Below are 26,274 nucleotides of genomic sequence, written 5' to 3' on the forward strand. Positions count from 1 at the left end.
GCGGATCCCAAGGGATTCCGCCGCCGTTCTGTTTGTCCGCCCGACGAAGAAGAATCCCGGGGCCCGCCGAACTGCTTCGAGCTAGAGCGAATTCTCCACCTCGTCGACAAACTCTTTCGCGACCTGCGACATCAGGTTCAGAGCCTCCTCCGCACTAATCGCCATGCCCGTGTTTGCGCCCATGTCCAAAGACACCGTTCCGGCCAGGACGCGGAGCCCGACCCCAGTAGCGTTCCCGCCAAAGGATTCCTTGGTTACATAGGCCTTCTCCCCGATGTCCGGACCCGGAAGAAGCTGGATCGTCATCTTCTGGGGTCCGGTGGCTCCGGAGACCGTTTGGTCGAACGTGGCACAGCGAACCATCAGCTCCTGGCTGTAATCAAAGTCGGCTTTGGCGAGCCTCTCCCTGGGAGCGCTTCTTACATCGAAGAGGATCATTCCGGTGCCATGAGCGCCAACGTCAAAAATCTCCGCCACCGCGAAGCCCATGGAGGGATCCAATTGCGCCTCGTGTTGCCAGGACCTATGGAAGACGTTGCATTCAGCCGGTTCGGTAGGGCCCAGGATGGACGAAGGTGAAGCAGACGCTGGCGGCTGGGTCATTAAGGCATAAGACTTTCGGGCCATGGCTGTGTCTCCCACTCTTCCGCCGTGCGGCTCCAGCACCTTGCTGCTGATTGCCATGAGCTCCTGGTCCCTAAAAGACCTCCTGCGGCGTGGCAGTAGCGTCAGCCGACGGCGAAGCGGTAGCACTGGAAGGTGCAGTCGTGCTGCTGGCGTCGCTGGGCGCTGTGGTGCCAGGTGGCTCACCCGGTCCGCATGCCGTGAGGAACAGCAGTCCAGCAATCACTGCGGCGGACCGACGGACGCGGCCCGGGGAAGGCTGCATCTTCACGCATCTTCCGGCTTCTGGATGCATCAGGGTCCTCCTCCGATTCGTTCCGCGAAGAGTTTGTTGGGGCGGCGTGCATGGGCTGGGTCAGAAGTCGATCCCCTTGACCAGCGTGACGAACTGTTCCTTGACCTGCTCTTCCGTGGGCCCAGCTGGTGAGATCAGGATCTCTGCGACGAATATGGCCATGTTCTGGCCGCGGGTCACCATCAGTGACATGTACGTGACCGGTACATCGCTTGGCGGCCGTAGCGCTTTTGGTCCGCCGGGATCTGACCGGATAACCAGGACAGCTTTATCGCCAACACCTTCGATGCTTTGGCCGTCCGGCGGCAAAGGCCCTGAGAGCGCGGACGCACCGCCCTGATGGAGCTCGATGGCGAATTTAAGCGAGTCCGGCCCAGGAGTTCCCAGTGCGCTAAACAGGTATCGGCAGTTGCCCTCACCCGGGAGAACCTGCGCCTGGGTTGTGGCACCAAACGCCTGCTTGAGCGCATCGGCGCTGACCAGGGCACAAACGGGGCTGTTTGTCTCAGTCTGCGGACCGACAGACGGCGCAGGCGGAACACGGAGCTCTGCCCCGTTGCCCCACCCGCCCTCGACAAGTGCCTGGGCAAGCGCGAGGGCCGTGGCGTCACCGTCCGGTACCGGGAACTCCGGGGAGTCGACTATGCGCAGGTCAAGGGACTCGTTGCCCCGGACAGCCTTGAGCACCGTGTTTGCTGATGCCCCACCCGGCTCGCCGCGGAACCAGCCCGTCCACTGCATGCATGCGAAGTCACCGATGCCATCCACTGCTGAGCAGTCCGGAGTCTTTTTCGTTTCGGCGATCTCCGCAGCCGAGGCCGGCGATGCCAGCGAGACGGAGAGAGCCCGGCTCTTGCTCGATTTACTCATGTAGCTGCACAAGTATGCCGGGCTCCCTGCCGGTTTGCCCCCCGGGCCCATCTGGGCCAGCTCAGGATCGATCTTCGCGGCGATGTCCGGGGTGATCAGGTCACAGGCCGGGCTGCCGGACACCGTTGAGGGGGACTGCGTTGGTTCAGATGACGCTGACTTTGTTGGGGACGAAGGTGTGCCACCTTGCGCACAACCCCCAAGGAGCAGGGCCAGTGCCGCGGAAAGCATAAGAATGCTTCGAGAGACAAGCTTCCGGTCAGAGCACATTGATTCCCTCTCATCTTCTTCCAAAAGCTGCCCGAAGGGCGCCTCTCATCGCTCATGCTATGGACGTGAACGCCGAGTCATAAGAGGCTAAGGACCTGCCAGCCAGCGGAATCTGCGGACTAGATTCTCCGAACCGGCGTAGCCGCTATTTCAGCGGCACCACGCCCGTCACCATCCGCTGCGGGTTGGGGTGTGCCCCTGCCGGGAGTCTTCGGGCATGGTCATTTCGGCCCGCAGGCCGAGGAGCCGGATGGCGCGGCCGGGCTCGATCTTGCCAACCAGGTCCAGGGTGCGCGCGAGCACTTCCTCGGGGTCCGCCGTCTCGGGAATCTTCCGGGCATAGGTCTTGGTGGTGAAGGGGGCGTAACGGACCTTCAACGTCAGCCCGACCACCGGACGCCCTTCGGCCGCAACGTCCGCCAGGACGTGTGCAGCCAACTCCCTGACGGCGTCGTCAACCTGCCCGGGTTCCGTCAGGTCCTGCTGGAAGGTAGTCTCACGGCTGTGCCCCCGCGCCACCCAGGGTGTGTCATCAACCACCCGCGCACCGTCGCCCCGGCCAAGCTGCGCATACCAGGGGCCCATCTTCGGGCCGAATTCGGGAACCAGGTCATCAGGGTTGGACGCCGCGAGCTGGGCCACCGTTTCTATTCCGAGCTTGGCCAGGCGGGCCGACACCCTGACTCCCACACCCCACAGTTCAATGGTGGGCCGCTCCCCCATCACCTCCAGCCAGTTGCTTTCCGTCAGCCGGAAGACGCCGGCGGGTTTGCCGAAGGTCGTGGCTACCTTGGCCCGGACCAGCGTGTCACCGATGCCCACGCTGCAGTGCAGCCGGGTCTGCGCAAGGACGGCCTGCTGAAGCCGCAGCGCGTAGGCTTCAGGATTTTCCGTCCGCACGCCAACAAACGCCTCATCCCAGCCCAGTACCTGCACCGTGGCGGCCGGCTGGGCGCGCAGCACAGACATGACTTCTTCGGAGGCAGCGAGGTAGGCCTCGTGGTCTACGGGCAGGATGACGGCGTCCGGCACTTTCCGTGCGGCGATGCGCAGCGGCATCCCGGAGCCGACGCCGTAGGCCCGGGCCTCGTAGGACGCCGTGGACACCACCGCCCGCTCGGTGGGATCACCGCGGCCGCCAACAATCACCGCTTTACCCGCAAGTTCGGGCCGGCGGAGCACTTCGACGGCGGCGATGAACTGGTCCAGGTCCACATGCAGCACCCACGGTTCGTCCACACGCCTTAGTCTGCCCCGGCGTGGGCGCGCCGCCAAGCATGCGAAGCAGCAGGCACCGGAACTTTTAGGCGTTCCTGCCCAGTTACTCCCGGCGCGAGCCAGGCGCAGCCGCGGCATGGGGCTCCCCGGGCCCGCGCCGTAGCGACTAAGTGGGCAGGAACGCACACGGGAAAGGCCGACGGCGGGCCCGCCCCCAGGGGCGTCCCGCCGTCGTACGTACTGCTTGGGTGGAACTAGCTGTACAGCTCGTTCTTCGGTTCGTTGTTGCGGACCTTCTGCCAGCCCAGCCACAGGACCAGGGCGAAGAACGGGATGGTGGCCAGGGTCCAGAGGCCCAGGTGGAACACCTCGCCCGTCTTGCTGGTCATGGTGTCGAAACCAATCAGCACCGTGATGGCGAGCAGGGCAACCAGGCCGGCCCAGCTGCTGGCGACGCCGCCGGGTGCGGGCAGGGAGGAGACCCTGCCCTTCTTCTTCCGCAGTGCGATCTGGCTGGCGAAGATGGCGCCCCAGGTGAAGATCACGCCGATGGACGCCGAGTTCAGCGCCAGGTCGAAGGCGTGCGAGCCGCCGAGCCAGATGTTAAGCATGATGCCCACAAGGTAGACGGCGCCGATGGCCAGGATAGCGGCGTACGGCACGTGGTTCTTGGACATCCTGGTCAGCCATTCCGGTGCGTGCCCGTTGTTGGCCATGGTCCGGAAGATGCGGCCGATCGAGTACAGGCCGGAGTTGCAGGAGGACAGCGCGGCGGTAATGACGATCATGTTCATGGCGTCGCCCATCCAGCCGAGGCCCATCTGGCCGAACACGGTGACGAACGGCGAGGTGCCGGCCACGTACTGGTCGGACGGCAACAGCATGGCCAGGAGGGTGACGGATCCGACGTAGAACACCACGATGCGGAAGACCACGGCGCGGATCGCCTTGGGAACCTCCTTGGCGGGGTCCTGCATTTCGCCGGCAGTGATGCCGACGAGTTCGATGCCGTTGTATGCGAAGATGACGGCGTTCAGGACCAGGATCATCACCAGGGCACCCTTGGGGAACATGCCGCCCTCGGCTGCGAAGAGGTTGCTGACGGACGCATTGCCGTCACCCACCTGAGCGTTGGTGACCACCATGAACGTGCCCACCGCCAGGAAGATCACAATCGCGCCCACCTTGAGGCAGGAGGCCCAGAACTCGAACTCGCCGAATGCCTTGACGCTGAGGAGGTTGACGCCGACGAGCAGCAGCAGTGCCGCGATGGCCGAGAGTTCCACCGGCACGTTGGGGAAGAAGAACTGGAAGTACAGCCCAATCGCAATGAGCTCGGCGATGCCGGTCATGGCCCAGTTGATGAAGTACATCCAGCCGGACAGGTAGGCGCCCTTTTTGCCGAACATTTCGCCGGCGTAGCTGACGAAGGAACCGGACGTCTGGCGGTACATGATGAGTTCGCCGAGGGCGCGCATCAGCAGGTAGGCGATGACGCCGGCAATGGCGTAGGAGAAGATCAGGGCAGGGCCGGTGGAGGCGAGGCGGCCGCCGGCGCCCATGAACAGGCCGACGCCGATGGCGCCGCCCATGGCGATCATGGTGACCTGGCGCCCGCTCAGGGATTTTTTGTAGCCCTCGGCGCTGAGGGTCGAGTCGACGACGGAGGATGGCGGCGTCTGGCTCTTGAGTTCTGTGGGGGTACTTTGAGGCACAACGATTCCTTGTGGGTTGGGGGTTGGCCGCATCCGGGGTACGAGTAACGCAGCTCACAAATTCGGTCAAAGCCCATCCAGGCTGACGATTGTGAGCGCAATTCCTCGGACAGCCGAAGCTTCACGCGGCTCATCCATCCTACAAGACGCGCCGGAGTGCTACGTGACGCGCACTACAACCGCCCGGTCTCCAGCACCAGGTTCTGCCCGCCGTCCACGCTGATCCGGTAGCTTTGCAGCGGTTCTGCCCCTGTGGTGGAGCAGCCGGTCGCCAGGTCGAAGGCGTGCTGGTGCAGCGGGCAGATCACCACCTTCTGGTCAATGGTCCCGTCAGCGATTGGTCCGCCCCGGTGGGGGCAGACGCCGGACACGGCCCGCAGGGACCCGTCCCGCAGCCGGAAGACCGCTACCTGCTCCCCGTCGATGCCGAAGGCCCGCCCTTCACCGGGCGGGATCTGGTCCAGTGGGCCCAGGACGTGCACCCGGACGCCGTTCATCGGACCGGCACCTGCGGAAGGACAGTCAGCGGCAGCGAGGTGCGGAACTGGCCCGGGGTCTGCGGGTCATCGCGTTCCCGCCACGGATCCACGTGGCTGTCCACGGAAGACTGCACGGCAGCATCGAGCCGGGCTGCGATCCCCTCTGCGTCCTGCACGATCACTGCGCGGAGATGCTGGATGCCCATCCGGGGCACAAAAGCGTAGGTCCGCTCCAGCCAGTTGGCGTGTTCGCGGTAGTACTGCATAAAGCGCCCGGCGAGGACCTTCACTTCTTCCGGATCGTCAACGGTGACCAGGAGATCGCCCTTGCGGATGTGGGCACCCGCCGCTCCCCCGATGTAGATCTCCCACCGGCCGCCCTCCACGGCCACCACGCCCACGTCCTTCACCAGCGACTCGGCGCAGTTTCGCGGGCACCCGGAGACGGCGAGCTTCAGCTTGGCAGGAGCCTCAAGTCCCTGGAACCGGGACTCGATCTCAATGCCCAGCCTGGTGGAGTCGCCGGTGCCGTAGCGGCAGAAGTCCTTGCCGACGCAGGTCTTCACTGTGCGGAAGCTCTTGCCGTAGGCGTAGCCGGAGGGCATGTCCAGGTCCGCCCACACCTGCGGGAGGTCCTCCTTGCGGATTCCCAACAGGTCGATGCGCTGCCCGCCGGTGAGCTTGATCAGCGGGACCTTGTGCTTTTCAGCCACGTCCGCGATCCGGCGCAGCTGCTGGACGGACGTCACACCGCCCTTCATCTGCGGCACCACGGAGAAGGTGCCGTCCCGCTGGATGTTGGCGTGCACCCGGTCGTTGATGAAGCGGGCATCGCGTTCGTCGATGTACTGGTCCGCCAGCATCATTTTCAGCAGCGAGGCCAGGCCCATCTTGGATTTCGCGTCCTCCACGCCGCCCGGGGCCAGCGCTTGGAACACCGCCGACACGGACCGGAGGCCGCGTGTCCGGATTTCCCCCATCAGGGCCTGTTTGTCCAGGGGAATGCCAGGCACGTAGTACGCGGCGGCCGGATCTTCTTCCACCGCACCCTCCGCCGCCCATTCCACCACTTGCCGCACCAGGAGCTTGCAGGAGCCACAGCCTTTGCCGGCCCGCGTGGCGTCCATGGCCCCGGGTACCGAGGTGCACCCGCCCTTCACCGCGTCCACCAGGTCCTTCTTGCTGACGCCGTTGCAGTTGCACACCTGTGCGTCGTCGTCGAGCTCCGCCACTCCGGCTTCCTCCGATGGGGCGCCGAGATCGAACATCAGCCCGATCCGCTCCTCGGGCAGCGGCAGCCCGCGGTCATAGGCCTGGGTCAGGTAGGCCACCTTCCGGCTGTCGCCCAGCAGCGTGGCGCCCACCATCTTGTTGTCGCGGATCACGATGGACTTGAAGACTCCGCGGCTTGGCTCGGAGAAGACGATGTGTTCGTCCGTATCGAGCTCGGGCCCCTGCAGGCCCATGGAGGCAACCTCGACGCCGGCCACTTTCAGTTTGGTGGCCGTGCGCGTTCCCAGATACGCGGCCCCGGTGTCAGTGCCGGTGACCTGGCTGGCCAGCACCGCTGCCTGCTCCCAGAGCGGTGCCACCAGGCCGTAGACCTGGCCGCGGTGCTGGACGCACTCCCCCACGGCATAGATGTGGTCCTCGTCCTGGACCCGCATGCTGTCGTCCACCACAATCGCCCGCTCCACCGGCAGTCCGCTCAGGACCGCCAGGTCCACGTTGGGGCGGATTCCGGCCGCCATGACCACCATGTCGCAGGCAATGTCCGGCCTGTCGCGGAGCCTGACGCCGGCCACCCTGTCCGTGCCGAGCACGGCTGTGGTGCGGCTGCCGGTCAGTACCCCGACGCCCAGTGCCTCCACGCTCCTGCGCAGCACCGCGCCGCCGTCGGGCCCCATCTGCGTGCTCATCAGGTGTCCGCCGGAGTGGACCACGTCCACGCCCAGCCCGTAGCGGCGCAGGCCGGCGGCGGCCTCAAGGCCCAGCAGGCCGCCGCCGATGACCACGGCGTGCCGGTGGTGCTCGTGCTGCGCGTAGGCAACCATCCTGCGGGTGTCGTCGATGGTCCGGAACCCGAAAATCCCCGGTTTCACGGACCCTGCGGGGGTGTGGAGCCCGTCCATGGGCGGGAGGTGGGGGCGGCTTCCCGTGGCAATGATCAAAGTGTCGTAGGGCGTCACCCGCCCGTCGCTGGAAAAGACGTGCCGGGCGAAGCGGTCGATCCTTTCCGCCCTCACCCCGGCGTGCAGGGTGATGCTGTTGTCCTCGTACCAGGACAGCGGATTGAGGAAGATGTTGGCGTCGCTCTCCTCGCCGGACAGGACGTGGCTGAGCATGATCCGGTTGTAGTTTCCGTAAGGTTCGTCGCCGAGCATGGTGATGCTGAACTGCTCCGCGCCCCCGCGCGCCAGGATTTCCTCCACTGCCCGCGCGCCGGCCATGCCGTTGCCGACCACCACCAGCCGACGGCGGTCGTCCCGCCTTCCGGGCCGCGTCCGCTCCCGGGCCTGCGGACGCACCTGCACCCGCTCCGCCACGCTGGCCATCAGTGTTCCACCATGCCCAGGTCGATCACCACGGACCCGTGGACGCCCTCCGGTGCGGCCACGTACAGCTCGATGGCCGTGCCGCCGTCGATATCCTCCACCACCCGCAGCGGAACGTGGACCTCACTTCTGGCCCCGATGGGAAAGTAGCGCATGGGAACGCCGTTGCGCATGAGGACCACCGCAATCAGTTCACTGCTGGAATTGCCGCCGCGGAAGTACAGCGCCTGGTTGATGACGCCGTCTGGGACATAGTGGGTGAGCTCGCTGTGCAGGGGCACCGGCTTTTCCATCCCGACGCCCTGGAAGTGGTAGATGCCCTGCATAAAAACGTTCCTGGTGATCACGGACAAGTCCTTTCGGCCGGCGGAAAGACGGGCATGGCCCCATCTTCCGCCGCCGATGTTTCCGGCCGCCGGTCCCCCGGTAAAGACTGCTTAACGCAAATCTCACCGTTTCCCGGGCCTGGTGCTGCCCCAAATGCGTCACTTATGCCCTGCCCGACGGGAGCAGACCCCGCCAATCCGGGCCAACTGCGGCACGGCGAGGCCTAAAGTGACGCATTCCGGTCGGGATTACCCCGGTACCGCCGCGAGCGCCGCCGCCTTTTTGCGCCGGACTTTCGCCAGCCGGGTTCCGATCAGCCCCTGCCGCGGGCTGAAGAGGTAGACGGCGGCGAACACGATTCCCTGTGTGAGTACAACCATGGCGCCGGAGGCCGTGTCGAGGTAGTAGCTGACGTAGATGCCGGTAATGGAGCACAGGGCCGAGACCACGGGGGCGATCAACAGCATGCGGGAAAACCGGTCTGTGAGCAGGTAGGCCGTGGCGCCCGGGATGATGAGCATGGCCACCACCAGGACCACGCCCACGGTCTGCAGGGCCACCACCGATGTCAGGGCCAGCAGCCCCAGCAGCAGCGCCCCGAGCCTGCGCGGTGACAGGCCGATGGCGTGGGCATGGGTGGGGTCGAAGGCGTAGAGGGTAAGGTCGCGGCGCTTGAGGATCAGGATGACGAAAGCCACCACCCCCAGCACCAGCACCTGGATCAGGTCGGATTCACTGACGCCCAGCAGGTTGCCGAAGATAATGTGGTTCAGGTCCGTCTGGCTGGGCGTCACGGAGATCAGCACCAGGCCCAGGGCAAAGAGCGAGGAGAACACGATGCCGATCGCGGCGTCCTCCTTGACCCGGCTGGTATTGCGGACCACCCCGATCAGGGTCACGGCGATCAGCGCGAACACCAGGGCGCCGAGCGCGAAGGGGGCGCCCACAATGTAGGCCAGGACGACGCCGGGCAGCACCGCGTGGGAGACGGCGTCGCCCATGAGGGACCAGCCAATCAGCACCAGCCAGCAGCTCAGGACGGCGCAGACGACGGCGGCGAGCGCCGTGGTGACGATGGCCCGGACCATGAAGTCGTAGCTGAGGGGCTCGAGGAGGAATTCCACGGGTCAGTTCCGCCCTTCCCGGTTGAGCACGTCCAGGCCGAATGCCATGGCCAGGTTTTCGGGCTGCAGCACCACGTGCGGCGGGCCGTGCATGAGGACCCGGTGCATCAGCAGCACCGCCTCGTCGCAGAGCTGCGGGAGCGCGTGCAGGTCATGGGTGGATACCAGGATGGTGCACCCGTCGGACGCCAGCTCCCGCAGGAGCCGGGTGATGGTGGCCTCGGACCGTTTGTCCACCCCGGCGAAGGGTTCGTCCAGCAGCATGGTGGTGGCGCCCTGGGCTATCCCGCGGGCAACGAAGGCCCGCTTCTTCTGCCCGCCGGAGAGTTGGCCGATCTGCCGGCCGGCATAGTCGCCAAGTTCCACCCGGTCCAGTGCCTCGTCCACGGCAGCCCGGTCCGCCTTCGACGCCCGGCGCGTGAAGCCCTGGTGGCCGTACCGGCCCATCATCACCACGTCGCGCACGGACAGCGGGAACTGCCAGTCCACTTCCTCACTCTGCGGCACATAGCCGATGCCCCCTTCCCTGCGCGCCCTGGAAGGTGACTGGCCTGCGATCCGCACCGTGCCGGCGTCGGGCTTGACCATGCCCATGATCACCTTGAACAGCGTGGACTTTCCGGAGCCGTTCATGCCCACCAGGCCACAGATCCGCGCGGGCTCAAGGGACAGTGACGCGGAGTCCAGGGCCAGAACTTCGCCGTAGTGGACGGTGACGTTGTCCACCAGGATGGCCGGGAAGGTCATGGCCCAACCCCCGCGGTGAGCGCCTTGGTGATGGTCTCGGCGTCGTGCCGGATCAGGTCCAGGTAGGTGGGCACGGGCCCGTCCGCCTCGGACAGCGAGTCCACGTACAGTGTGCCGCCAAAGCGTGCGCCCGTGGCTTCCAACACCTGCTGCATGGGGGCGTTGGAAACAGTGGACTCACAGAAGACGGCCGGGACTTTGTTGGCCTTTACGTACTCGATGGCCCGGGTGATCTGCTGGGGCGTGGCCTGCTGCTCCGCGTTCACTGCCCAGATGTAGACCTCCTTGAGCCCGGCGTCACGGGCCAGGTAGGAGAACGCACCTTCGCAGGTCACCAGGGCGCGCTGGGCTTCAGGCACCACGGCCAGGCTGGTGGTCATCTGGTCCTGCACGGCCTGGAGCTCGGCTTTGTAAGCATCCCCGTTGGCCTTGAAGGCGGCGGCGTTGTCCGGATCGAGTTCAGTGAAGGCGCGGACCATGTTGTCCACATAGACCTGCACATTCACCGGCGACATCCACGCGTGCGGGTTCGGCTTTCCCTGGTAGGAGTCCTCGCTGATGGGCATGGGCTCCACCCCCTCGCTCACTACGGCGTGGGGCACATCCAGGCCTTCCACGAACTGGCCGAACCAGGCCTCAAGGTTGAGGCCGTTGTCTAGGATGAGGTCGGCCTTGGAGGCCTTCCGGATGTCGCCGGGCGTGGGTTCGTAGCCATGGATCTCCGCGCCGGCCTTGGTGATGGACTCCACGGTGAGCTTGTCCCCGGCGACGTTCCGCGCGATGTCCGCCAGGACCGTGAACGTGGTCAGCACCACTTTCTTGTTGTCCCCGCCGTTGCCGGAGGCCCCGCCACCGCAGGCGGTCAAGAGCAGGGAAAGGACGACGGCGGCGACGGCCGCTGCCCTAAAGCGCACCATGCGCCGGGCGTTGCTCCGGGCGGCTACTTTGGCGCACCGAAAAGTAAATTTAGGCATACCGAAGATTCTACGGGAATCACGTTTCCGCCAGCAACGCTCTCCCAACCAGGTAGCGCTAAGTGTCGTTTTAGGGGCTCAAAACGACACTTAGCGCTACCTAGTTGGGGGATAGGCTGAAGCCATGGCTACCGCCCACCGAACACCCCCCGCTCCGCAGCCGCAGCTGTACCGCTTCTCCCCCTTGGACGGCGCAACCCTCGTCCTGTACGTGGCCATTGCAGCGTTCTTCGCCGTGGCCGGAGAACTCCTGGCACCCTTCCTCCGCCAGATCGCCCCGACTCCGGCCGCAGCTTCCTATGCGGTGAACCTCCTCTTCTATGCGTCTGTGGGCATATTGGCGTTCCTGGCCGCCCGGAAGGTGGTGGGCCGGGACCTCAAGGTGCTCGCGACCCGGCCCTGGTTCACCCTGCTGATGGTTCCCGCGGCGGTGATCGCCATGATGATCCTGACGGCCGTGGTGGTGGCGGCCAGCGGGGAGGCCCAGACTTCGGCAAACCAAGAAGGGCTGCAGGAGCTCATGCAGCAGGTGCCGGCCTGGCTTATGGTTCCGCTTCTGGTGGTTGTGGGGCCATTCGTGGAGGAGTACATCTTCCGCCACCTGCTGATCGGCAAGATGAGCCGCCGGGTGAACATCTGGATCTGCTGCGCGCTGTCCGTGGTCCTGTTCGCGGCCCTGCACATCGTGGGCCAGGAGGCCATTACGTTCGCGGCGCTCCTCCCGTACCTGGCCATGGGCGCCACCCTGGTCTTCGTCTACGTGTGGACCGGGAAGAACCTGATGTTCGCCTATTTCGTGCACGCCGCCAAGAACCTGCTGGCCGTGGTGTTCATCTACGCCATTCCGCCGGAAGTCTTCGAACAGCTCCAGCAGGTCCAGCCGTAGGCGGCAGCGCGTGGTCATATCAGGCCCGATAATCCGCTGTTTATCGCCGTGACCAGACCCCGCGTTGTTTCCGGACCTACCGCATCGGCGCCGGCGCCCGTACCCTGCTGGGATGGGACTGAACATCCAGATCGTCGTCGACTGCAGCAAGCCTCACGAGCTCGCGGACTGGTGGGCTGAGACGCTCCAATGGGCCGTTGAACCCCAGGATGAAGGCTTCATCCGCTCCATGATCGAGCAGGGCTTCGCCACCGAGGACCAGACCATGACCCACAAGGGCAAGCTGGTGTGGCGCGAAGGCTGCGCCATCCGCCCGCCGGAGGAACTGGAAACAAAAGCCCCCGCCCGGCGGCTCCTCTTCCAGACCGCACCGGAGGACAAGACCATCAAGAACCGGGTCCACTGGGACGTGAACCTCGCCGGCCGGGACAAGGACGAGGTCCGCCGGGAGTTGGAGGCCCGCGGCGCCACGTTCCTGTGGACGGCCAGCCAGGGACCCCACTCCTGGCACACCATGGCGGACCCGGAAGGGAACGAGTTCTGCATCAGTTGAGGCCGATTACTAGACTTGGACGGTGAGCAAACAGATTCCCGCCCCCGTGTCCGACGTCTTCGACCCCACCCGCTGGCGGACAGTGGCCGGATTCGAGGACTTCCAGGACATGACCTACCACCGGCAGGTGGAACGGGATTCCGACGGCGGCTGGGTCCGCGACCTGCCCACGGTACGGATCGCCTTCAACCGGCCCGAGGTCCGCAATGCCTTCCGCCCGGGGACAGTGGATGAGCTGTACCGGGCCATGGACCACGCCCGGATGTCCCCCGACGTGGCCACCGTCCTGCTCACCGGCAACGGCCCCTCCCCCAAGGACGGCGGCCATTCCTTCTGCTCCGGTGGGGACCAGCGGATCCGCGGCCGGGACGGCTATAAATATGCCGACGGCGAGACCCAGGAAACCATCGACCCCGCCCGCGCCGGCAGGCTCCACATCCTGGAAGTCCAGCGGCTGATGCGGACCATGCCCAAAGTGGTCATCGCCGTCGTCAACGGCTGGGCGGCCGGCGGCGGGCACTCGCTGCACGTGGTGGCGGACCTGACCATCGCCTCGCGGCAGCACGGCAAGTTCAAGCAGACGGACGCCACGGTGGGAAGTTTCGACGCCGGCTACGGCTCGGCCCTGCTGGCACGGCAGATCGGGCAGAAGGCAGCGCGGGAGATCTTCTTCCTGGCACGCGAATATTCCGCCGAGGACATGGTCCGCATGGGCGCCGTGAACGAGGCCGTGGACCACGAACGCCTCGAGGAGGTTGCCCTTGAGTACGCGGCGGATATCGCCCGCCAGTCGCCCCAGGCGATCCGGATGCTGAAGTTTGCGTTCAACCTGGCCGACGACGGGCTCGCCGGGCAACAGGTGTTCGCCGGCGAGGCCACACGCCTGGCCTATATGACTGACGAGGCGGTGGAGGGCAAGGAAGCCTTCCTGCAAAAACGCGAACCGGACTGGTCCACTTTCCCGCACTACTTCTAGGCAGGAGCGGCACATGAACGCGCTCAACATCGAGCCGGCCCTCAGGGCCCTGGCGGCCGCCCTCCATGGCGAGGGCCCCGCCGTCGAACTTTCCATCGATGAGGACGGCGCCCTGGTGGTGGGCCACGTGGAGACTCCCGGCTGCGATGACGCGGTAGTGGTGGTCCGCACCTCGGGTTCCACCGGCGCCCCCAAGGCCACGGTCCTGACCGTCGAATCGCTGGCGGCGTCCTCCATGGCTACAGCCCTGGCGCTCAAGGGCGAGGGGCAGTGGCTCCTGGCGCTGCCCGTCCAGTACGTGGCCGGAATCCAGGTCCTGGTGCGCTCGCTGTTCGCGGGCACGCGCCCGTGGGTGATGGACATGTCCGGCGGGTTCACGCCGGAAGCCTTCACCGAGGCGGCGCTCGAACTGACGGACAAGATCCGCTTCACCTCCCTGGTTCCCACGCAGCTGCAGCGTCTGCTCGACAATCCCTCGCCGGAAACCCTTGCCGTGCTCCGCCGCTTCAACGCCGTCCTGCTGGGCGGCGCCCCCGCCCCGGCACCACTGCTGGACGCGGCCCGCGACGCCGGAGTCCGGGTTATCACCACCTACGGGTCCGCGGAGTCCTCCGGCGGCTGCGTCTACAACGGCTACCCGCTGGAAGGCGTCTCGGTCCGCGTGGCAGAGGACGGCAGGATCCTCCTGGGCGGGGACACAATCGCGGCGGGTTACCTGGAAGCACCGGACCAGGACACCGGAACCTTCTTCGAGGACGACGGCGTGCGCTGGTACCGGACCAGCGACCTGGGCAGCATCGACGACGACGGCCGGCTGACCGTGCTGGGCAGGGCCGACGACGTGATCATCACCGGCGGCGTCAAGGTGTCCGCGGCGCATATACAGGAGGAACTGGAAAAGTACGACGACGTCACAGCGGCTTTCGTGGCGGGCGTTCCATCCGCGGAATGGGGGCAGGCTGTGGCCGCGTACGTGGCGTTGGCGCCGCAGGCGGCGGGTGCCGCCACGGCGGAAGGCGGGGACCACGCCGTCGTACTTGAACGCGCATGGCACCGGACCTTGGGGATCCTGGCGCCCAAGACGGTGCTGGCGGCACCCTCACTGCTGATGCTGCCCAACGGCAAACCCGACCGGCTGGCCATGACCGCCGAGCTCAACGCCCTCCACGAGGGAAAGTAAAGTAGACCTGCACCACCCGGCGGGCCCCTCCCGCCGCCTTCCCCAACCACACGCGAGGTACTGACCGTGGCCACAGCCGCACAATGGATCCAAGGCGCCCGACTCCGGACGCTGCCCGCCGCGATTGCGCCGGTGCTGATCGGCTCCGCCGCAGCCTATGAGATGGGTTCCTTCCTCCTGCCCAACGCAATCCTCGCGGCGCTGGTGGCACTCCTGCTCCAGGTGGGCGTGAACTTTGCCAACGACTACTCGGACGGCATCCGCGGGACCGACGATGACCGTGTCGGCCCGCTGCGGCTGGTGGGGTCCGGGGCAGCCAGCCCGGAGCACGTCAAGCGGGCCGCCTTCGGTGCGTTCGCCGCAGCCATGGTCTTCGGCCTGGTCCTGGTGGTGATCACCCAAAGCTGGTGGCTGATCCTGGTGGGGCTGGGATGCGTACTGGCCGCCTGGGGCTATACCGGCGGCAAGAACCCGTACGGCTACATGGGCCTGGGGGACGTTTTCGTGTTTGTGTTCTTCGGCCTGGTGGCCACCCTGGGCACCACCTACACCCAGGCGGGCCAGATCAACCTCCCTGCCATCATCGGCGCGATCGGCACAGGCCTCATCGCCACCGCCTTGCTGATGGCCAACAACGTCCGGGATATTCCCACCGACATGCAGGCGGGCAAGAAGACCCTGGCGGTGCGGCTGGGCGACAAGCATGCACGGGAAAGCTACGTGCTGATGCTCGCGGTGGCCATCCTGCTGGTGGTGATCCTGGCGCCCGCCCGGCCGTGGATGCTGATCGTCCTGCTGCTGATTCCGGCCTGCCTGATGCCGGCCTGGCTGATGATCAACGGCCGCAAGCGCAAGAGCCTCATCCCCGTGCTGAAGCAGACCGGCCTGATCAACCTCGGCTACAGCGTGCTGTTTTCAGCGGGACTGGTACTGACCCGCGGGTTCTAGCCTGGATCAGGCGCGCCTGCGGTCCTTGGCGTCGTTGCTGATGGATACATCCGGGTTGGCGTCCAGCAGTGCGTCCTCGGCATGGGCGTCCTGGACTTCGTTTGCGCTGCGCAGCGGTTTCGCCTTGCCGGAGAAACGGTGCTGCAGGGCGGCTGCAGCTTCATCGCGCTGCTTCTGGAAAAACAGGTAGCTCACGGCGAAGGCGATCAGGGCTGCGCAGATGACGGACATCAGGGCGCCCAGGCCCAGGAACGTGAAAAGCACGAACAGGGGCGCGAACAGAGCCAGGCGGATCAGGGAATATTTCAAAAAGGCCACTATTCAAGTTTAGCCGCCTCCCGCCGGCGGCCCTTGCCCCTCCTGACGATAGACTTAATGACATGCTCCTCCGTGTGGCTTTGGCCGTCGCAGTCCTCGCCATCTTCGTGTATGGCCTCGTGGACGTGATCCGCACCGACGGGCGCCTGACCCGAGGGATCTCCAAACCTGCCTGGATCGTGGTCATGATCGTCCTTCCCGTGGTGGGCGCCATCCTCTGGCTCCTCATCGGGCGGCCGCGCGGCACTCCCCCGCAGCGCCAGAACTACCGCCACCCCACCGCCCCGGACGACGATCCGGACTTCCTGCGCAACCTCGAGCTGCGGCGCCGGCAGGAGGCCGAGGCGGCGCGCCTGAAGAAGCTCAAGGATGAACTCGAGGCCAAGGCCAAGGAAGACGGCGGCGGGAAAGACAAGCACCAATCAGACGAACACGACAACGACGGACTGAAGTAGGGACGCGTTTATGGCTCACGAAACTGACGGAGAAGATCGCCTGCGCACCCCTGCAGGAGCAGCCTCCCCGCCAGACGGGCCATCACCTGCGCAGCCTGCGCCGCCCCCTCGGCCCGGCCTGTCCTATGCTTCGCCGGCGCCCATCGTGGCCGTCAAAGCGGCACCGCGCAGCATCACGCTTGCCAGGACTTTGTGGCTGTTCAGCTTCGTTGCAGGCCTGGCCGTACTGGTGGGATCCTTCCTCACCCGCGACTCCCACCTGGAACGGCTTCGAACCGTGGTGCAGGACATGGCTCCCGACGGCGATGCGGAGGCGGTTACCACTGCCGCAGGCATCGTCTTCTGGGGAAGCGTGGGAGCCCTGCTCCTGGTGATCCTCCTCCAGGCCGCCATGTTGGGCGTGGTCATGGGGCGCCAGGGCTGGGCGCGCTGGGCGCTGGTCCCGCTGCTGGCCGGGCAAGTGCTGGTGATGCTGGTGGCCGCAACCTTCCTGGTGCCCGCCGGCGATGGCGGCAGCTACGTGGTCATGCTCTGGGGGCTCCAGACCCTGCTGGCGTTCATCGGGCTGGTGCTCTTCTTCGTCCCCGCCTCCAACGCCTGGCTGAAGTCAGGCAGATAACGGCTTAGGGTGCCGCACCGGTTCCTGCAGGGCTGAGCGCTGCGAGATCTGGCGGTGGAGTTCCCGGGCTGAGGCTTCTGCCAGGATGCCCTCGCAACTTCGGATCACCACCCGGCAGGCCTCCAGCGCAGCCCTGTCCGTCAGGGGGTTCGCGGCAAGGGCACGCCAGCGCGCCAGGTTGCTGCGGACCTCGTCTGAAAGCTGCTCAGGCGTTGCCTCCGGTTCCAGCCCCAGCCGGACGTGGGACGCCGCGCCCCAGCCCCCGATCAGGCGTTCAGCCTCGGCAGCCAGTTCCGGGTTCAGTGCCACCCCGGAGGTACGCAGCGAGGCAAGCAGCCGCAGTTCACGGAACTCGTGCGCATTGACCTGGAGCCTTTCGAGGGCGGCGGCCAAATCACCGGTGCCCTCCCGGGGAGAACTGCGCAGCAGGGAGTCCACCGCAACGAGGGCAGTCCGGGCCTTGAGGGCGTCCGCGCGGGCCTGGAACTGCCGGCCAAGCATCTCCAGCAGCGGATCCAGGCCGCTGCGGCGCGCAAGCTCGTGGGCAAGGGGCGTGGGCTCGTCAAAGCCGTTGCGGATAAGGACCACCGCCAGGCGGATCCCAAACAGGCCGTACCTTTGCAGCAGCGAGGCCCTGGCCTTCGCCGTCATTCCTTCCGGATCCGTTGCCCGGAGGAACCGGTCAGCCGAAAGCAGCATCCTTTCCCGGACCGGGCGGTCCAGCTGGGCCAGCAGCCGAAGAGAATCGAAGTCAGGCTGGCGCATGCTGCGGGCGCTTTGCGCCAGTAGTCCCGCCACCGGGACGACGCCCAGCGCCAATTTCCGCAGGTTGTGGTCCCGCCGGTACCTTTCGGCGATTTCCCCGGCGGAGAGGAGGGAATCAATCCGTCCGGCACCCACTTCGTCGGCACGGGACAGCACGGCCAGGGCATTCACCGTTCCCGACCGCCCCGCCATGGTGTCGGCGAAGGATTCCAGGAACCTCAGGTCCGACGCATGCATGTGCCGCATCAGGTAGATGATGGCATCAGCCTCTGACGGCGCATCGGCCGGCGCCAGGAAGCTGGTGGACCGCGCGGAGACATCCCCGGAGAGCGAGGCTATGCCGGGGGTATCTATCAGCGTCATGGCCTGGAGTGCCGGGGCGGGCCACTGCACGTCAAGGCGCTGGACATCCTCCGCCTGCACGTCGCCCAGGACGAACACCAGCCGGCCGTCCACGCGCTTGAGCGGAAGGTTCCGGGGTTCGCCCTCTACCGGGTAGAGAGTGATCCGGGGCGTGTGCCCGTGCCGGTACCAGGTGACGATCCGGGTGCATTCACCCGTGTCCGTGGGGGCTATCTCCTCGCCGATGATTGCGTTCAGCAAGGTGGACTTGCCGGCCTTGACCATGCCGGCAATGGCCACCCGCAACGGCTCGGACAGCCTGCGAGCATAGTCTTGGAGTGCCGCTGAGGCGGCGGGGTCATCCCGGTACACCTCAAGCGCGGCCCGGACCAGGTCCTTCGCGCCGGCGATCGTGGTGTTTTTCATCCTACGGCCGCCACTGTCGGCGCCCCCGCTGTCCGCTGGGCCGGGTTTCGCGTTGATGACCCTGCGTTTCCCCCTCCGCCCGCACTCCGGGATGCCGTGCCTGCCGCCCCCGGCGCGGCGGGTACGGCAGTTTTGGCCGTTTCGGCGGCCACAGCCTGGGCGGCGCGGGACAGGGCGTCCACCTTCGTGAGCTCAGCTTTGATCTCCCGGATGCGGACATCCTTTTCGAGTGCGTAGGTCGTTGCCGCCTTCTGGGCTGCCGCCACCGAATCAGTAAGGGACCGGTGGTGCTCGTCCGCTATCTCGGTAAAGTGGTCGCGGGTGGAACGCTGGACCAGCCGCAGCCTGTCCTTGAGCTGCTTTCCAACCTGGAACGTGACGTCATCCAACTGCCGCCGCACCAGTGCCTTCGCTTCGGTCTGCCGGCGCTTGAGCCGGGCCTCCTGGTCTTCACGGTACGCCTTGCGCCCCAGCAGCAGGCCCGCTCCCACCGAGAGCGGATTGATCAGGGCCATGCCAAAGATGCCGGTCAGGAGCCCGAACATCAGCACACCGCCGTAGGACCCGCGCATGCCGATCAGGACCTTTTGCAGGGGTTTGATGCGGCCGTCGTCCAGTGTTGGCATCTCATCCACGGGGTCCAGGGCGTCCCCGGTATCGGACACGCGGAACACAGGCAGCGTCACTTCATCAGCTGCGAAGTGTTCTGCCACCTGGGCGGCGAGCCACTGGGCACGCTCGCTGGTCCAGACGAACGTGTCCGAGATCGCCGCCGCGGCGCACTCCTCAAGCCATTTGGTGAACTGGGGCCAGGTGGGTCCGGGATCGCCCTGGTCGATTGCTGTTTCAGCTTCCCGCTGGATCCGGCGCAACCTGTCCCGCAGGTCGTATTCCATATCGGCGATCAGGTCGCTGATGCCGTCATTAAGGGTGATCTGCCACCGGGCGGAACGTTTCCGGAGGTCGTCGGCCTCAGCCTTGGCCAGCTCCAGCCCCGCGATCATTTGGGGTGTCCGCTCCGGGTTCTCCAAGGCTTCCAGTTCCGACTGCAATGAGAGACGGAGGTTTTCCGTGACGGACAGCAAGTCCTGGCTCACCGAGCGCCGCTGGAGGCGCTGCGCCTTCCCCACGATCTCGTTGCGGAGGTGGGTTATCAGTCCCGGGAAGCCCGACTCGGCGTTGAGTTCGGCGTCCTGCAGCCGGGAGGCCTCCAGGCGGAGGTCGGAGGAAACTGGGTAAAGCGGGATGTCCTGGGCAACCTGTGCGAGGTGCGCGCGGTCCAGTTCCTCCACGCGCCGCCAATCCGGGTAGAGGTCTGTCTTGGAGAGGATCCCCACAACGCTGGGGGTGATCCGCATGGCCTGGCGGAGGAAGCGCAGCTCGGGTTCGGTGTATTCCTGCGAGGCGTCGCTGACCAGGAGCATGGCGTCGGCCGTGGGCAGGGCGGTGAGGGTGGTGAGGGTGTGCGACGATCCCATGCCGCCGACCCCCGGGGAGTCAATGATGGTGAGGCCGCCGGTGAGGAGCTTCCGTGGGAGGCAGACCTCCGCGGCCACCAGTTTCTTGCTGTTTCCTGGATTGCCGCGCTCTGAGACGAAGGCAGCAAGGTCGGCGATGTTGATTGGCTGCCGCTCAACGTTGCCCTCGTCCACGGCATCGGCGTCGGCCTTTGGAACCAGGATGCTTGCCGATGCCGGGTCACCGTAGCGGACCACGGTGGGGACAGAGGTTGCGATGTCATCGTCCACCGGGCACACCGGGGCGTTGACCAGTGCGTTGATCAGCTTGCTTTTGCCTTGCTTGAATTCGCCGACGACGATCACCCGGATGCTGGGATCCCTGAGCCGTACCAGGGTTTGGTCCAGGCGTTTGCGGAGGTCCGTCCGGTCCCCCGTGCCCACCAGCTGGAGGCCCTGCTCCACCAGTTTCACGAGCTGCCCCGATGTCACCGGGGTTGAAGGTTTTGCCAGTCCTGCTTCTGCCACAGCGCGTCCTTTGCCTCAGGTTTCACACGGAATGCGGGATAAGCCGGGAAGAGCCCGGCAGGAGTTCTGGGTGCTCCTGCCGGGCGCTTACGGGTACCCGGGACTTGTCGTTAGAGGACGATCGCCGAGTCTTCGACCTCGATGTCCGCGTCGACCTCCACCTCGGTGTTGGTGGAGTTGTCCTCGGTGTAGGTCAGCTCGTTGTCGGCGACAACAATGTTGTCCTCGACGACCGTGGTCTCTGAGTTGTCCTGGAAGGAGTCCTCGACCTCGACGTCCACATCGGTGGAGTTGTCCTGGAACGAGTCCTCGATCTCAACCTCGGTGGTCTCCGTGGTGGAGTTGTCGTTGAAGGAGTCGTTCAGTTCAACATTGGTGGAGCTGTCCTCGTTGAAGGAATCCTCGATCTCAACGTCAGTGTTGATCGAGTTGTCCGAGTTGTCGGTCAGCTCCACGGAGTTGTCGTTGAAGGAATCCTCGACGTCCACCTCGAGATCATTCTCAACCGAGTTGTCCGAGTTGTCGTTGTAGGAGTCGTTGACCGAGTTGTCCGAGTTGTCGTTGAACGAATCCTCCACATCGACGTCCAGGTCGGTGTTGAAGGAGTCGTCGATGTCCGTCTCTTCGTTGCCGATGTTGACGTCGCCGCCGGCACGGATGGAGTTGTCCGTGGAGTTATCCGTGGAGTTGTCCGTGTTGTAGGAATCCTCGATGTTGTTGGAGTCCTCGACGTTGGCGTCGTCGCCGGCTGCGATGGAGCGGTCGCCGGAGGCGATGACGGAATCGTTGTCGAACCACTGCTCCACGTCGCCTTCGGCCCAGATGTTCTGGTTGACGGACTGGTCAACGATGTTGTCGCGGTCGTCCACCGTGGAGGTGTAGGAGTAGTTGTTCACCACGTGGTGGAGCTGCTGGACTGCGTGGGCGTGGTCTTCGTGGTCATGGTGACCCCCACCGTGTCCGCCGCCGTGGTGCCCGCCGCCGCCGTGATTTCCGCCGCCGGTGCTGCCGCCGCCGCCAATGTGGCCGGTCCAGGAGGTGTTGCCGCCGGTGTTGTACTCACGGTCGAACCGGGAGGTGTTGATGGTGACGGGTGCGTAGTCCAGGACTACCGGCATTGCGGCGTCCACGTCTGCAGAGCAGACGTCACCCAGGCCGTGCTCGTCCAGTACCTTTTCCGGATCATCCAGGAAGTCCTGTGCGGCCTGGCGGTCGCCGAAGAGGTGCATCAGGAACTGGACGAGGTCGTTTGCGAGTGTCATTTGATGGTCCTCAATCTTCTCTCTGAGTTGCGGATCGCCCGGCGTCGTTGCCGGGCTTGAATCAAACGTATGGTCCCGGGTGGGGACCGGGCATCGGGCCGTTTCCCCCTACCGGGAAGCACCCTGCCGGGGAACCTGAACCCCCTGGTGTTAGGGGGGTTAGGGGCTTATTCCTGAGGGGGATTTTCGGAGCCCAGGGCAAGGCGCAACCGTGCCAACAGGTCTGACCGGTTTTCCGCGCCCAGGCGGCGTCGCATCCTGGCGATGTGGTGTTCGGCAGTCCGGGGGGAGATGTAGATGGCCTCACCGATCTCCCGGTACGTCTTGCCTTCGAGCACCAGCCGGGCTACTTCCTTTTCCCGTTCGCTCAGGCCGGACCCATCCTGCTGGATGCTGCCTGCGGTTTCTGCGGCAGGCACAGCACGGGCGTCCTGTCCGGACCCTGCTCCGTTTCCTGCCGGGCCAGGCTGGGGATGGAGGTCCCGGGCGCAGGAGAGCAGCCGCACCATGTCTTTGCGTTCTTCCGCTTTTGCCGCTGCATGCCCTGCCAGCCGGGCGCCTTCCCAGGGCATGCCCACCCTGCCCAACCCCCGCGCTGCGGACTCCACGTCCGCCGTCGTGAACCTGCCGGCGAGGACGGACACCCAGGCCTTGCCCGCAGCGGCAAGGACCGCGGCGAGGTGGCTGGTACGGGCTGCGCGCGCCAGGGCGGCAGCATGCGGGGCGAGCTGCGCCGGGCTTTCACCCAACAGCGCAGCCTGCACCGCCGCCCAGTGGAACGGGACTGCCCACAACGGCGGATCGCCCAGCCGGTCCAGCAGCTGCCGCGCTTCATCGAGATAGTGCGCCACCCTCCGGGTCTCCCTGAGCCGGGCAGCCGTGATCATCAGCTCGCCCCAGGGGAGGAGGCTGTACAGGTCCACCGAGGTGTGCAGCATGGCTTCACGTGCCCGCTCCCATGCCATCACCAGCTCCGGAACTTCCCCGTTCCGCCGGGCCAGGCCCACTTCCAGGGCGGCCCGCAGGAATTCATCCCGGGGAACGAGGGGCCAATGGTTCGCTTTGGACGCTTCGTTGATTGCGAGCCGCGCATCCTCGAGTTTGTCCTGCTGCATGGCAGACCATGCCTGCAGCAGGAAGAGCCGGGGCTTAGCGGCGTTGCCGCCCTGTCCAGCCGCTGTTGCCGCCCGGCAGACACCTTCCGCCAGGTGCGGCTCCCCACTGTGCAGGGCCACCAGCGCAGCCAGGGCGGCGGGGGTCTCCGGAAGCGGCAGCGCCGCGCCCGCCGCGTTGAACATGTCTGCAGCATGGATCAGCACTGGCAGCGCCTGGTACGGATCCTCCCCCAAGGAACCGAGGACGCCTTTGCCGGTCTCGGCAAGGGTGGCGGCCAAAAGGGTGGGAGAAGCGGGCGGAGCGTCCGCGCGGAACAGTGCCTCCGCGCCGGCCCTGTTGCCGCATCCCACCATGGCCACGGCAGCAAGGGGCGCGGACGGTCCCATCCGGGTAGCGCCGAGCCAGCTGTACGCATCCGCTGCCCGCGCCAGCATCCCGCGCTGGGCCCACACCGCGGCGGCCACGTCGGCACCCCGGCGGACATCCGGCGGGTTGTCGCACACCAGCAACGTATCGATGATCCGAGTGGCTGCGTCCAGGTCGCCGTCAGCCGCAGCCGCCTGGGCGCGCCGGGCTGCGGTGCCGGTCTCGTCCGCTCCGGCCAACAGGGCTTCCCCGTAGAGCTGCGAGGCCAGCGCCGGGTTGTGCTCCAGGGCCTTGTCCCCTGCGTGTTCCAGCTCAGCCGCGACGCGGGGGTCCGCCAGGCCGCCACGGGCCAGCTCGCGGGCGAAGTCGCCCAGGGGCTGCCCCTGGCTGGCGTACGCAGTTACGAGTTCCCGCTGGAGGGCGTGGACTTTGGCGGTAGGGGCGACGGTGAGCAGCGCGTGCTGTGCCGGGCCCACAACGGAGCCGTCCGCGGTCAGGAGGCCTGCCGCCTCGGCCCGTTCCACCAGGGCGGTCAGGCTTTCCACCTCGCCGCGGTCGATCTTGCCCTGCAGGTCCGCCGGAAGCGGTCCGGGCAGCGTGAAACCGACGGACAGTGCAAGCAGCAGTTCCCGGACGGCCGCGTTTTCGCCCTTGAGCTGCCGCGCCATTTGCTCGGCGGCACCCTGCGGCGGCGCGTCATTGTGCAGTTCCGGCAGCAGGGAGTCAGTCCGGTCCGAGGGCCGGTTGTGATGCCCAGTCATGCTCACGCCACCGGTTCGGCAGGCGTGACCGGGGCGACCGTCTCGGACGGGGGTGGAGGCGGGGGCGCCTCCGTGGTCTGGGTCTGGGTAGGAACCGGCTCCACCGGCGCAGGCTCCACCGGCGCGGGCTCCACGGGTGCCGGTTCCACGGTAGTGGGAACAGGCTCCGCAACGGGCGTGGTGGGTACCGGCTCCGGAACGGGCTCCACCGGTGTGGTGGGGGCAGGGTCCACGGGTGCCGGTTCCACAGGTGCGGGCGTAGTTGGTACAGGCTCCTGGGTCACGGGGTCCGTGGTGCCGGGCGTTGTCGGTCCGGCAGTGCCGGTGCTTCCGGTCGGCGTTCCTGTGGGCTCCGTCGTTCCTGGGGCCGCATCGCCCGTTCCGGCAGCGGTGCCCGGCGCGGTACCCGTGCTGGTGCCTGACCCGGGCGCGGCGCTGGTGCCGTCGGATCCCGCCGCAGCCTTCTCCCCCGCCGCTTTCTCCCCGGCGGCCTTCCCCCCGGATGCGCTGGAGGTCGGCTTGCTGGTGGGCGAAGCAGCCACTTCCAGGCCGGCCCCTCCCGCGTCCTTTTTCTTTGCGGCCGCCTCGATGCCCTTGGCCGGTGCCTGGGCCTCCACTCCCGCTCCGGCTGCTGCCTGTCCGCCCGACCCTCCGCCGGCACCGCCGGCACCGCTGGCTGAGGCACCCTTGTCTTCGCTTGCGCCCGCGTCCGGCGTAAAAATGGCAGTCAGGCTGCTCAGGCCCTCGGGACTCTGTGCTGCCGTAGCGGACAGAACGGTGAACAAAGCCGCAGCAGCAGCGATGGCGGTGAACCGTACGCTGGGCTTGGGTGCGTGCGCACCGCCCCGCGTGCCGTGCCCGGGATGGCCGTGCCCCGGGCCCTGCGGCGCGGACCCTGCCAACGCTCCGGCCGCCGTCGTGCCCTTCCGGGACCAACTGGCCAGCCGCCCCGGCGTGTGCCCGGCCGCCTCATCAGGCTCGACGGCGGCCGCTGCTTCCGCGGCCGCCGCGGCTTCGGCAGCGGCGGCGGCCTGCCTCGCGAGCACCGCTGCCACGGCAGCTCCCAGGCAGATGGAGGACTTGGGGTCCGCGTCCACGGCGATGGGACGGTCCAGCTGCTCCGAAATCAGTTGGGCCACCAAGGGAATCCGTGATGAGCCGCCGATCAGGAGCACGGCGGAAAGGTCTGCGGGCTGCAGCTGGAGGTCTGCCAGCGACTGTTCCAGTGCGTCCACGGTCTCCCGCAGGGGCTCTTCGATGAGCGCCTCGAATTCGGAACGGACCAGGCGCACCTGTTGCTGGAATCCGGGGAGGAGCACGGAGATACTGGCTTCGCTGTCCGCGGAGAGCGCCTCCTTTGCCTCCACGCATTCGCGCTGCAGCCTTGCAAGGGCCGCCAGGGCACCCGGGTCGGCGGGGTCCAGGGTGGCGAGGACGTCGCCGGTATGCCCGGCGACGTAGCGCAGGACGGCGGCGTCGAAATCGGCCCCGCCGAGGTTTTCAATGCCCTCCGGACGGCCGAGCAGTTCGAAGCGGCTGGTGCCGGCCTTTCTCAGGACCGCCGTGTCAAAGGTTCCGCCGCCGAGGTCGTAGACGGCAATGGTGCTTCCCTCATCAACGCGGACCTGCGAAGCGTAGTGCAGGGCGGCCGCCTCCGGCTCGGTCACCAGTGTTACGTCCTGCAGGCCCTTGGACGCCAGGGCGGCCTTCAAAAGGGTGGTCCGGTGGCTGCCCCAGGCTGCAGGGTGGGTCAGGATGATGTCCGACGGCGGCGCCCCCTCGCGCTCTTCCGCGCGGTCCGCCACCCACCGGGCCATGGTGGCGAAGACGTCCTCGGCGGGCAAGGACAGCGCGCCCACGGAAAGCGGCACGGCGTCGCCCACACGGCGCTTGAATTCCCGCACCACCCGGGCCGGGGAGTCGAGGCCGCGGCGTTCCGCGGCTTCGCCCACCAGGACGGGGCCTTCCTCCGGGTAAAAAAGCACGGAGGGCACCGAGGCACCGCGGAGTCCGAGCGGCAGGCACTCGGGGGAAGAAGACGCTCCTTGGTCAAAACGGGCAACGGCAGCAGCTGTGAAGCTGGTCCCGACATCGATGGCGAGAACGTAGCTCATGGGA

At 66.6% G+C, this 26,274-nt stretch carries 23 protein-coding genes; 7 read left to right on the forward strand and 16 right to left on the reverse strand.

Going from position 1 to position 26,274, the window contains the following annotated elements; translation table 11 throughout:
* Window positions 1-81: 81 nt before the first annotated feature.
* The 10 genes from ASPHE3_RS15780 to ASPHE3_RS15825 all read right to left on the reverse strand — a co-directional run bounded on the left by ASPHE3_RS15780 (window position 82) and on the right by ASPHE3_RS15825 (window position 11,198).
* The gene (locus ASPHE3_RS15780) at window positions 82-684 is read right to left on the reverse strand and encodes a hypothetical protein (RefSeq protein ID WP_041652277.1); all 603 of its coding nucleotides are present in this window, start codon (window positions 682-684) and stop codon (window positions 82-84) included.
* 295 nt (window positions 685-979) lie between these two features.
* Entirely contained in the window at window positions 980-1,789 is an 810-nt protein-coding gene (locus ASPHE3_RS15785) for a hypothetical protein (protein ID WP_254362902.1), read from the reverse strand.
* A 438-nt stretch (window positions 1,790-2,227) separates the two neighbouring features.
* Entirely contained in the window at window positions 2,228-3,298 is a 1,071-nt protein-coding gene (locus tag ASPHE3_RS15790) for a DNA polymerase IV (protein WP_013602194.1), read from the reverse strand.
* A 233-nt stretch (window positions 3,299-3,531) separates the two neighbouring features.
* The gene (locus tag ASPHE3_RS15795) at window positions 3,532-4,992 is read right to left on the reverse strand and encodes an amino acid permease (protein WP_013602195.1); all 1,461 of its coding nucleotides are present in this window, start codon (window positions 4,990-4,992) and stop codon (window positions 3,532-3,534) included.
* Window positions 4,993-5,165: 173 nt separating this feature from the next.
* Window positions 5,166-5,489 (reverse strand): Rieske (2Fe-2S) protein, encoded by a 324-nt coding sequence (locus ASPHE3_RS15800; RefSeq protein ID WP_013602196.1) that lies wholly within the window; start codon window positions 5,487-5,489, stop codon window positions 5,166-5,168.
* The gene (gene nirB / locus ASPHE3_RS15805; RefSeq protein WP_013602197.1) at window positions 5,486-8,026 is read right to left on the reverse strand and encodes a nitrite reductase large subunit NirB; all 2,541 of its coding nucleotides are present in this window, start codon (window positions 8,024-8,026) and stop codon (window positions 5,486-5,488) included. Before nirB ends, ASPHE3_RS15800 begins: the two co-directional genes overlap by 4 nt.
* Complete coding sequence (locus ASPHE3_RS15810; protein WP_013602198.1) at window positions 8,026-8,373, reverse strand: hypothetical protein; 348 nt, start codon at window positions 8,371-8,373, stop codon at window positions 8,026-8,028. Before ASPHE3_RS15810 ends, nirB begins: the two co-directional genes overlap by 1 nt.
* Window positions 8,374-8,601: 228 nt before the next feature.
* Window positions 8,602-9,477, reverse strand: coding sequence for a metal ABC transporter permease (locus tag ASPHE3_RS15815; RefSeq protein ID WP_013602199.1), 876 nt, complete (start codon window positions 9,475-9,477; stop codon window positions 8,602-8,604).
* A 3-nt stretch (window positions 9,478-9,480) separates the two neighbouring features.
* On the reverse strand, window positions 9,481-10,224 hold the full coding sequence (locus ASPHE3_RS15820; protein WP_013602200.1) for a metal ABC transporter ATP-binding protein: 744 nt from the start codon (window positions 10,222-10,224) through the stop codon (window positions 9,481-9,483).
* Window positions 10,221-11,198, reverse strand: coding sequence for a metal ABC transporter substrate-binding protein (locus ASPHE3_RS15825; protein WP_041652278.1), 978 nt, complete (start codon window positions 11,196-11,198; stop codon window positions 10,221-10,223). The genes ASPHE3_RS15820 and ASPHE3_RS15825 overlap by 4 nt, the downstream gene beginning before the upstream one ends.
* Window positions 11,199-11,322: 124 nt before the next feature.
* Between ASPHE3_RS15825 and ASPHE3_RS15830 the strand changes: the two genes are divergently transcribed.
* From ASPHE3_RS15830 to ASPHE3_RS15850, 5 genes are all read left to right on the forward strand, one after another.
* Window positions 11,323-12,084, forward strand: coding sequence for a CPBP family intramembrane glutamic endopeptidase (locus tag ASPHE3_RS15830; protein ID WP_013602202.1), 762 nt, complete (start codon window positions 11,323-11,325; stop codon window positions 12,082-12,084).
* A 112-nt stretch (window positions 12,085-12,196) separates the two neighbouring features.
* Window positions 12,197-12,637, forward strand: a complete 441-nt coding sequence (locus tag ASPHE3_RS15835; RefSeq protein WP_013602203.1) for a VOC family protein — start codon at window positions 12,197-12,199, stop codon at window positions 12,635-12,637.
* Window positions 12,638-12,659: 22 nt separating this feature from the next.
* Window positions 12,660-13,613, forward strand: a complete 954-nt coding sequence (locus ASPHE3_RS15840; protein ID WP_013602204.1) for a 1,4-dihydroxy-2-naphthoyl-CoA synthase — start codon at window positions 12,660-12,662, stop codon at window positions 13,611-13,613.
* A 13-nt stretch (window positions 13,614-13,626) separates the two neighbouring features.
* Window positions 13,627-14,793 carry an AMP-binding protein gene (locus ASPHE3_RS15845; RefSeq protein ID WP_013602205.1) on the forward strand — a complete coding sequence of 389 codons (1,167 nt, stop codon included), beginning with the start codon at window positions 13,627-13,629 and terminating at the stop codon, window positions 14,791-14,793.
* Between the two features lie 66 nt (window positions 14,794-14,859).
* Window positions 14,860-15,741, forward strand: coding sequence for a 1,4-dihydroxy-2-naphthoate polyprenyltransferase (locus ASPHE3_RS15850; RefSeq protein ID WP_013602206.1), 882 nt, complete (start codon window positions 14,860-14,862; stop codon window positions 15,739-15,741).
* A 6-nt stretch (window positions 15,742-15,747) separates the two neighbouring features.
* Here ASPHE3_RS15850 and ASPHE3_RS15855 read toward each other — a convergent pair whose 3' ends face one another.
* Window positions 15,748-16,059 carry a DUF4229 domain-containing protein gene (locus ASPHE3_RS15855; RefSeq protein WP_013602207.1) on the reverse strand — a complete coding sequence of 104 codons (312 nt, stop codon included), beginning with the start codon at window positions 16,057-16,059 and terminating at the stop codon, window positions 15,748-15,750.
* A 62-nt stretch (window positions 16,060-16,121) separates the two neighbouring features.
* Here ASPHE3_RS15855 and ASPHE3_RS15860 point away from each other — a divergent pair, with 62 nt between their 5' ends.
* Together ASPHE3_RS15860 and ASPHE3_RS15865 are read left to right on the forward strand one after the other, a co-directional pair.
* Window positions 16,122-16,514, forward strand: a complete 393-nt coding sequence (locus ASPHE3_RS15860; protein WP_013602208.1) for a PLD nuclease N-terminal domain-containing protein — start codon at window positions 16,122-16,124, stop codon at window positions 16,512-16,514.
* Between the two features lie 10 nt (window positions 16,515-16,524).
* On the forward strand, window positions 16,525-17,133 hold the full coding sequence (locus ASPHE3_RS15865) for a hypothetical protein (RefSeq protein WP_041652282.1): 609 nt from the start codon (window positions 16,525-16,527) through the stop codon (window positions 17,131-17,133).
* Here the strand turns inward: ASPHE3_RS15865 and ASPHE3_RS15870 are convergent.
* The 5 genes from ASPHE3_RS15870 to ASPHE3_RS15890 form a co-directional block, all read right to left on the reverse strand.
* Entirely contained in the window at window positions 17,122-18,666 is a 1,545-nt protein-coding gene (locus ASPHE3_RS15870) for a dynamin family protein (protein ID WP_013602210.1), read from the reverse strand. The genes ASPHE3_RS15865 and ASPHE3_RS15870 overlap by 12 nt on opposite strands.
* Window positions 18,663-20,651, reverse strand: coding sequence for a dynamin family protein (locus ASPHE3_RS15875; RefSeq protein ID WP_013602211.1), 1,989 nt, complete (start codon window positions 20,649-20,651; stop codon window positions 18,663-18,665). Before ASPHE3_RS15875 ends, ASPHE3_RS15870 begins: the two co-directional genes overlap by 4 nt.
* 110 nt (window positions 20,652-20,761) lie before the next feature.
* Window positions 20,762-21,913, reverse strand: coding sequence for an IniB N-terminal domain-containing protein (locus ASPHE3_RS15880; RefSeq protein ID WP_013602212.1), 1,152 nt, complete (start codon window positions 21,911-21,913; stop codon window positions 20,762-20,764).
* A gap of 167 nt (window positions 21,914-22,080) precedes the next feature.
* Complete coding sequence (locus ASPHE3_RS15885) at window positions 22,081-24,156, reverse strand: LuxR C-terminal-related transcriptional regulator (RefSeq protein WP_041652284.1); 2,076 nt, start codon at window positions 24,154-24,156, stop codon at window positions 22,081-22,083.
* Between the two features lie 2 nt (window positions 24,157-24,158).
* On the reverse strand, window positions 24,159-26,270 hold the full coding sequence (locus ASPHE3_RS15890) for an Hsp70 family protein (RefSeq protein WP_013602214.1): 2,112 nt from the start codon (window positions 26,268-26,270) through the stop codon (window positions 24,159-24,161).
* Window positions 26,271-26,274 lie beyond the last annotated feature (4 nt).

The organism is Pseudarthrobacter phenanthrenivorans Sphe3, assembly GCF_000189535.1.
In the GTDB taxonomy this organism is placed as follows: domain Bacteria; phylum Actinomycetota; class Actinomycetes; order Actinomycetales; family Micrococcaceae; genus Arthrobacter; species Arthrobacter phenanthrenivorans.

Excerpts from the sequence above, each read along its gene's own strand:
- ASPHE3_RS15780 (WP_041652277.1), bottom strand. The coding sequence starts at position 684 with ATGGCAATCAGCAGCAAGGTGCTGGAGCCGCACGGCGGAAGAGTGGGA.
- ASPHE3_RS15785 (WP_254362902.1), bottom strand. The coding sequence starts at position 1,789 with ATGAGTAAATCGAGCAAGAGCCGGGCTCTCTCCGTCTCGCTGGCATCG.
- ASPHE3_RS15800 (WP_013602196.1), bottom strand. The coding sequence starts at position 5,489 with ATGAACGGCGTCCGGGTGCACGTCCTGGGCCCACTGGACCAGATCCCG.
- nirB (WP_013602197.1), bottom strand. The coding sequence starts at position 8,026 with ATGGCCAGCGTGGCGGAGCGGGTGCAGGTGCGTCCGCAGGCCCGGGAG.
- ASPHE3_RS15820 (WP_013602200.1), bottom strand. The coding sequence starts at position 10,224 with ATGACCTTCCCGGCCATCCTGGTGGACAACGTCACCGTCCACTACGGC.
- ASPHE3_RS15825 (WP_041652278.1), bottom strand. The coding sequence starts at position 11,198 with ATGCCTAAATTTACTTTTCGGTGCGCCAAAGTAGCCGCCCGGAGCAAC.
- ASPHE3_RS15830 (WP_013602202.1), top strand. The coding sequence starts at position 11,323 with ATGGCTACCGCCCACCGAACACCCCCCGCTCCGCAGCCGCAGCTGTAC.
- ASPHE3_RS15835 (WP_013602203.1), top strand. The coding sequence starts at position 12,197 with ATGGGACTGAACATCCAGATCGTCGTCGACTGCAGCAAGCCTCACGAG.
- ASPHE3_RS15845 (WP_013602205.1), top strand. The coding sequence starts at position 13,627 with ATGAACGCGCTCAACATCGAGCCGGCCCTCAGGGCCCTGGCGGCCGCC.
- ASPHE3_RS15860 (WP_013602208.1), top strand. The coding sequence starts at position 16,122 with ATGCTCCTCCGTGTGGCTTTGGCCGTCGCAGTCCTCGCCATCTTCGTG.
- ASPHE3_RS15865 (WP_041652282.1), top strand. The coding sequence starts at position 16,525 with ATGGCTCACGAAACTGACGGAGAAGATCGCCTGCGCACCCCTGCAGGA.
- ASPHE3_RS15870 (WP_013602210.1), bottom strand. The coding sequence starts at position 18,666 with ATGAAAAACACCACGATCGCCGGCGCGAAGGACCTGGTCCGGGCCGCG.
- ASPHE3_RS15880 (WP_013602212.1), bottom strand. The coding sequence starts at position 21,913 with ATGACACTCGCAAACGACCTCGTCCAGTTCCTGATGCACCTCTTCGGC.
- ASPHE3_RS15885 (WP_041652284.1), bottom strand. The coding sequence starts at position 24,156 with ATGACTGGGCATCACAACCGGCCCTCGGACCGGACTGACTCCCTGCTG.
- ASPHE3_RS15890 (WP_013602214.1), bottom strand. The coding sequence starts at position 26,270 with ATGAGCTACGTTCTCGCCATCGATGTCGGGACCAGCTTCACAGCTGCT.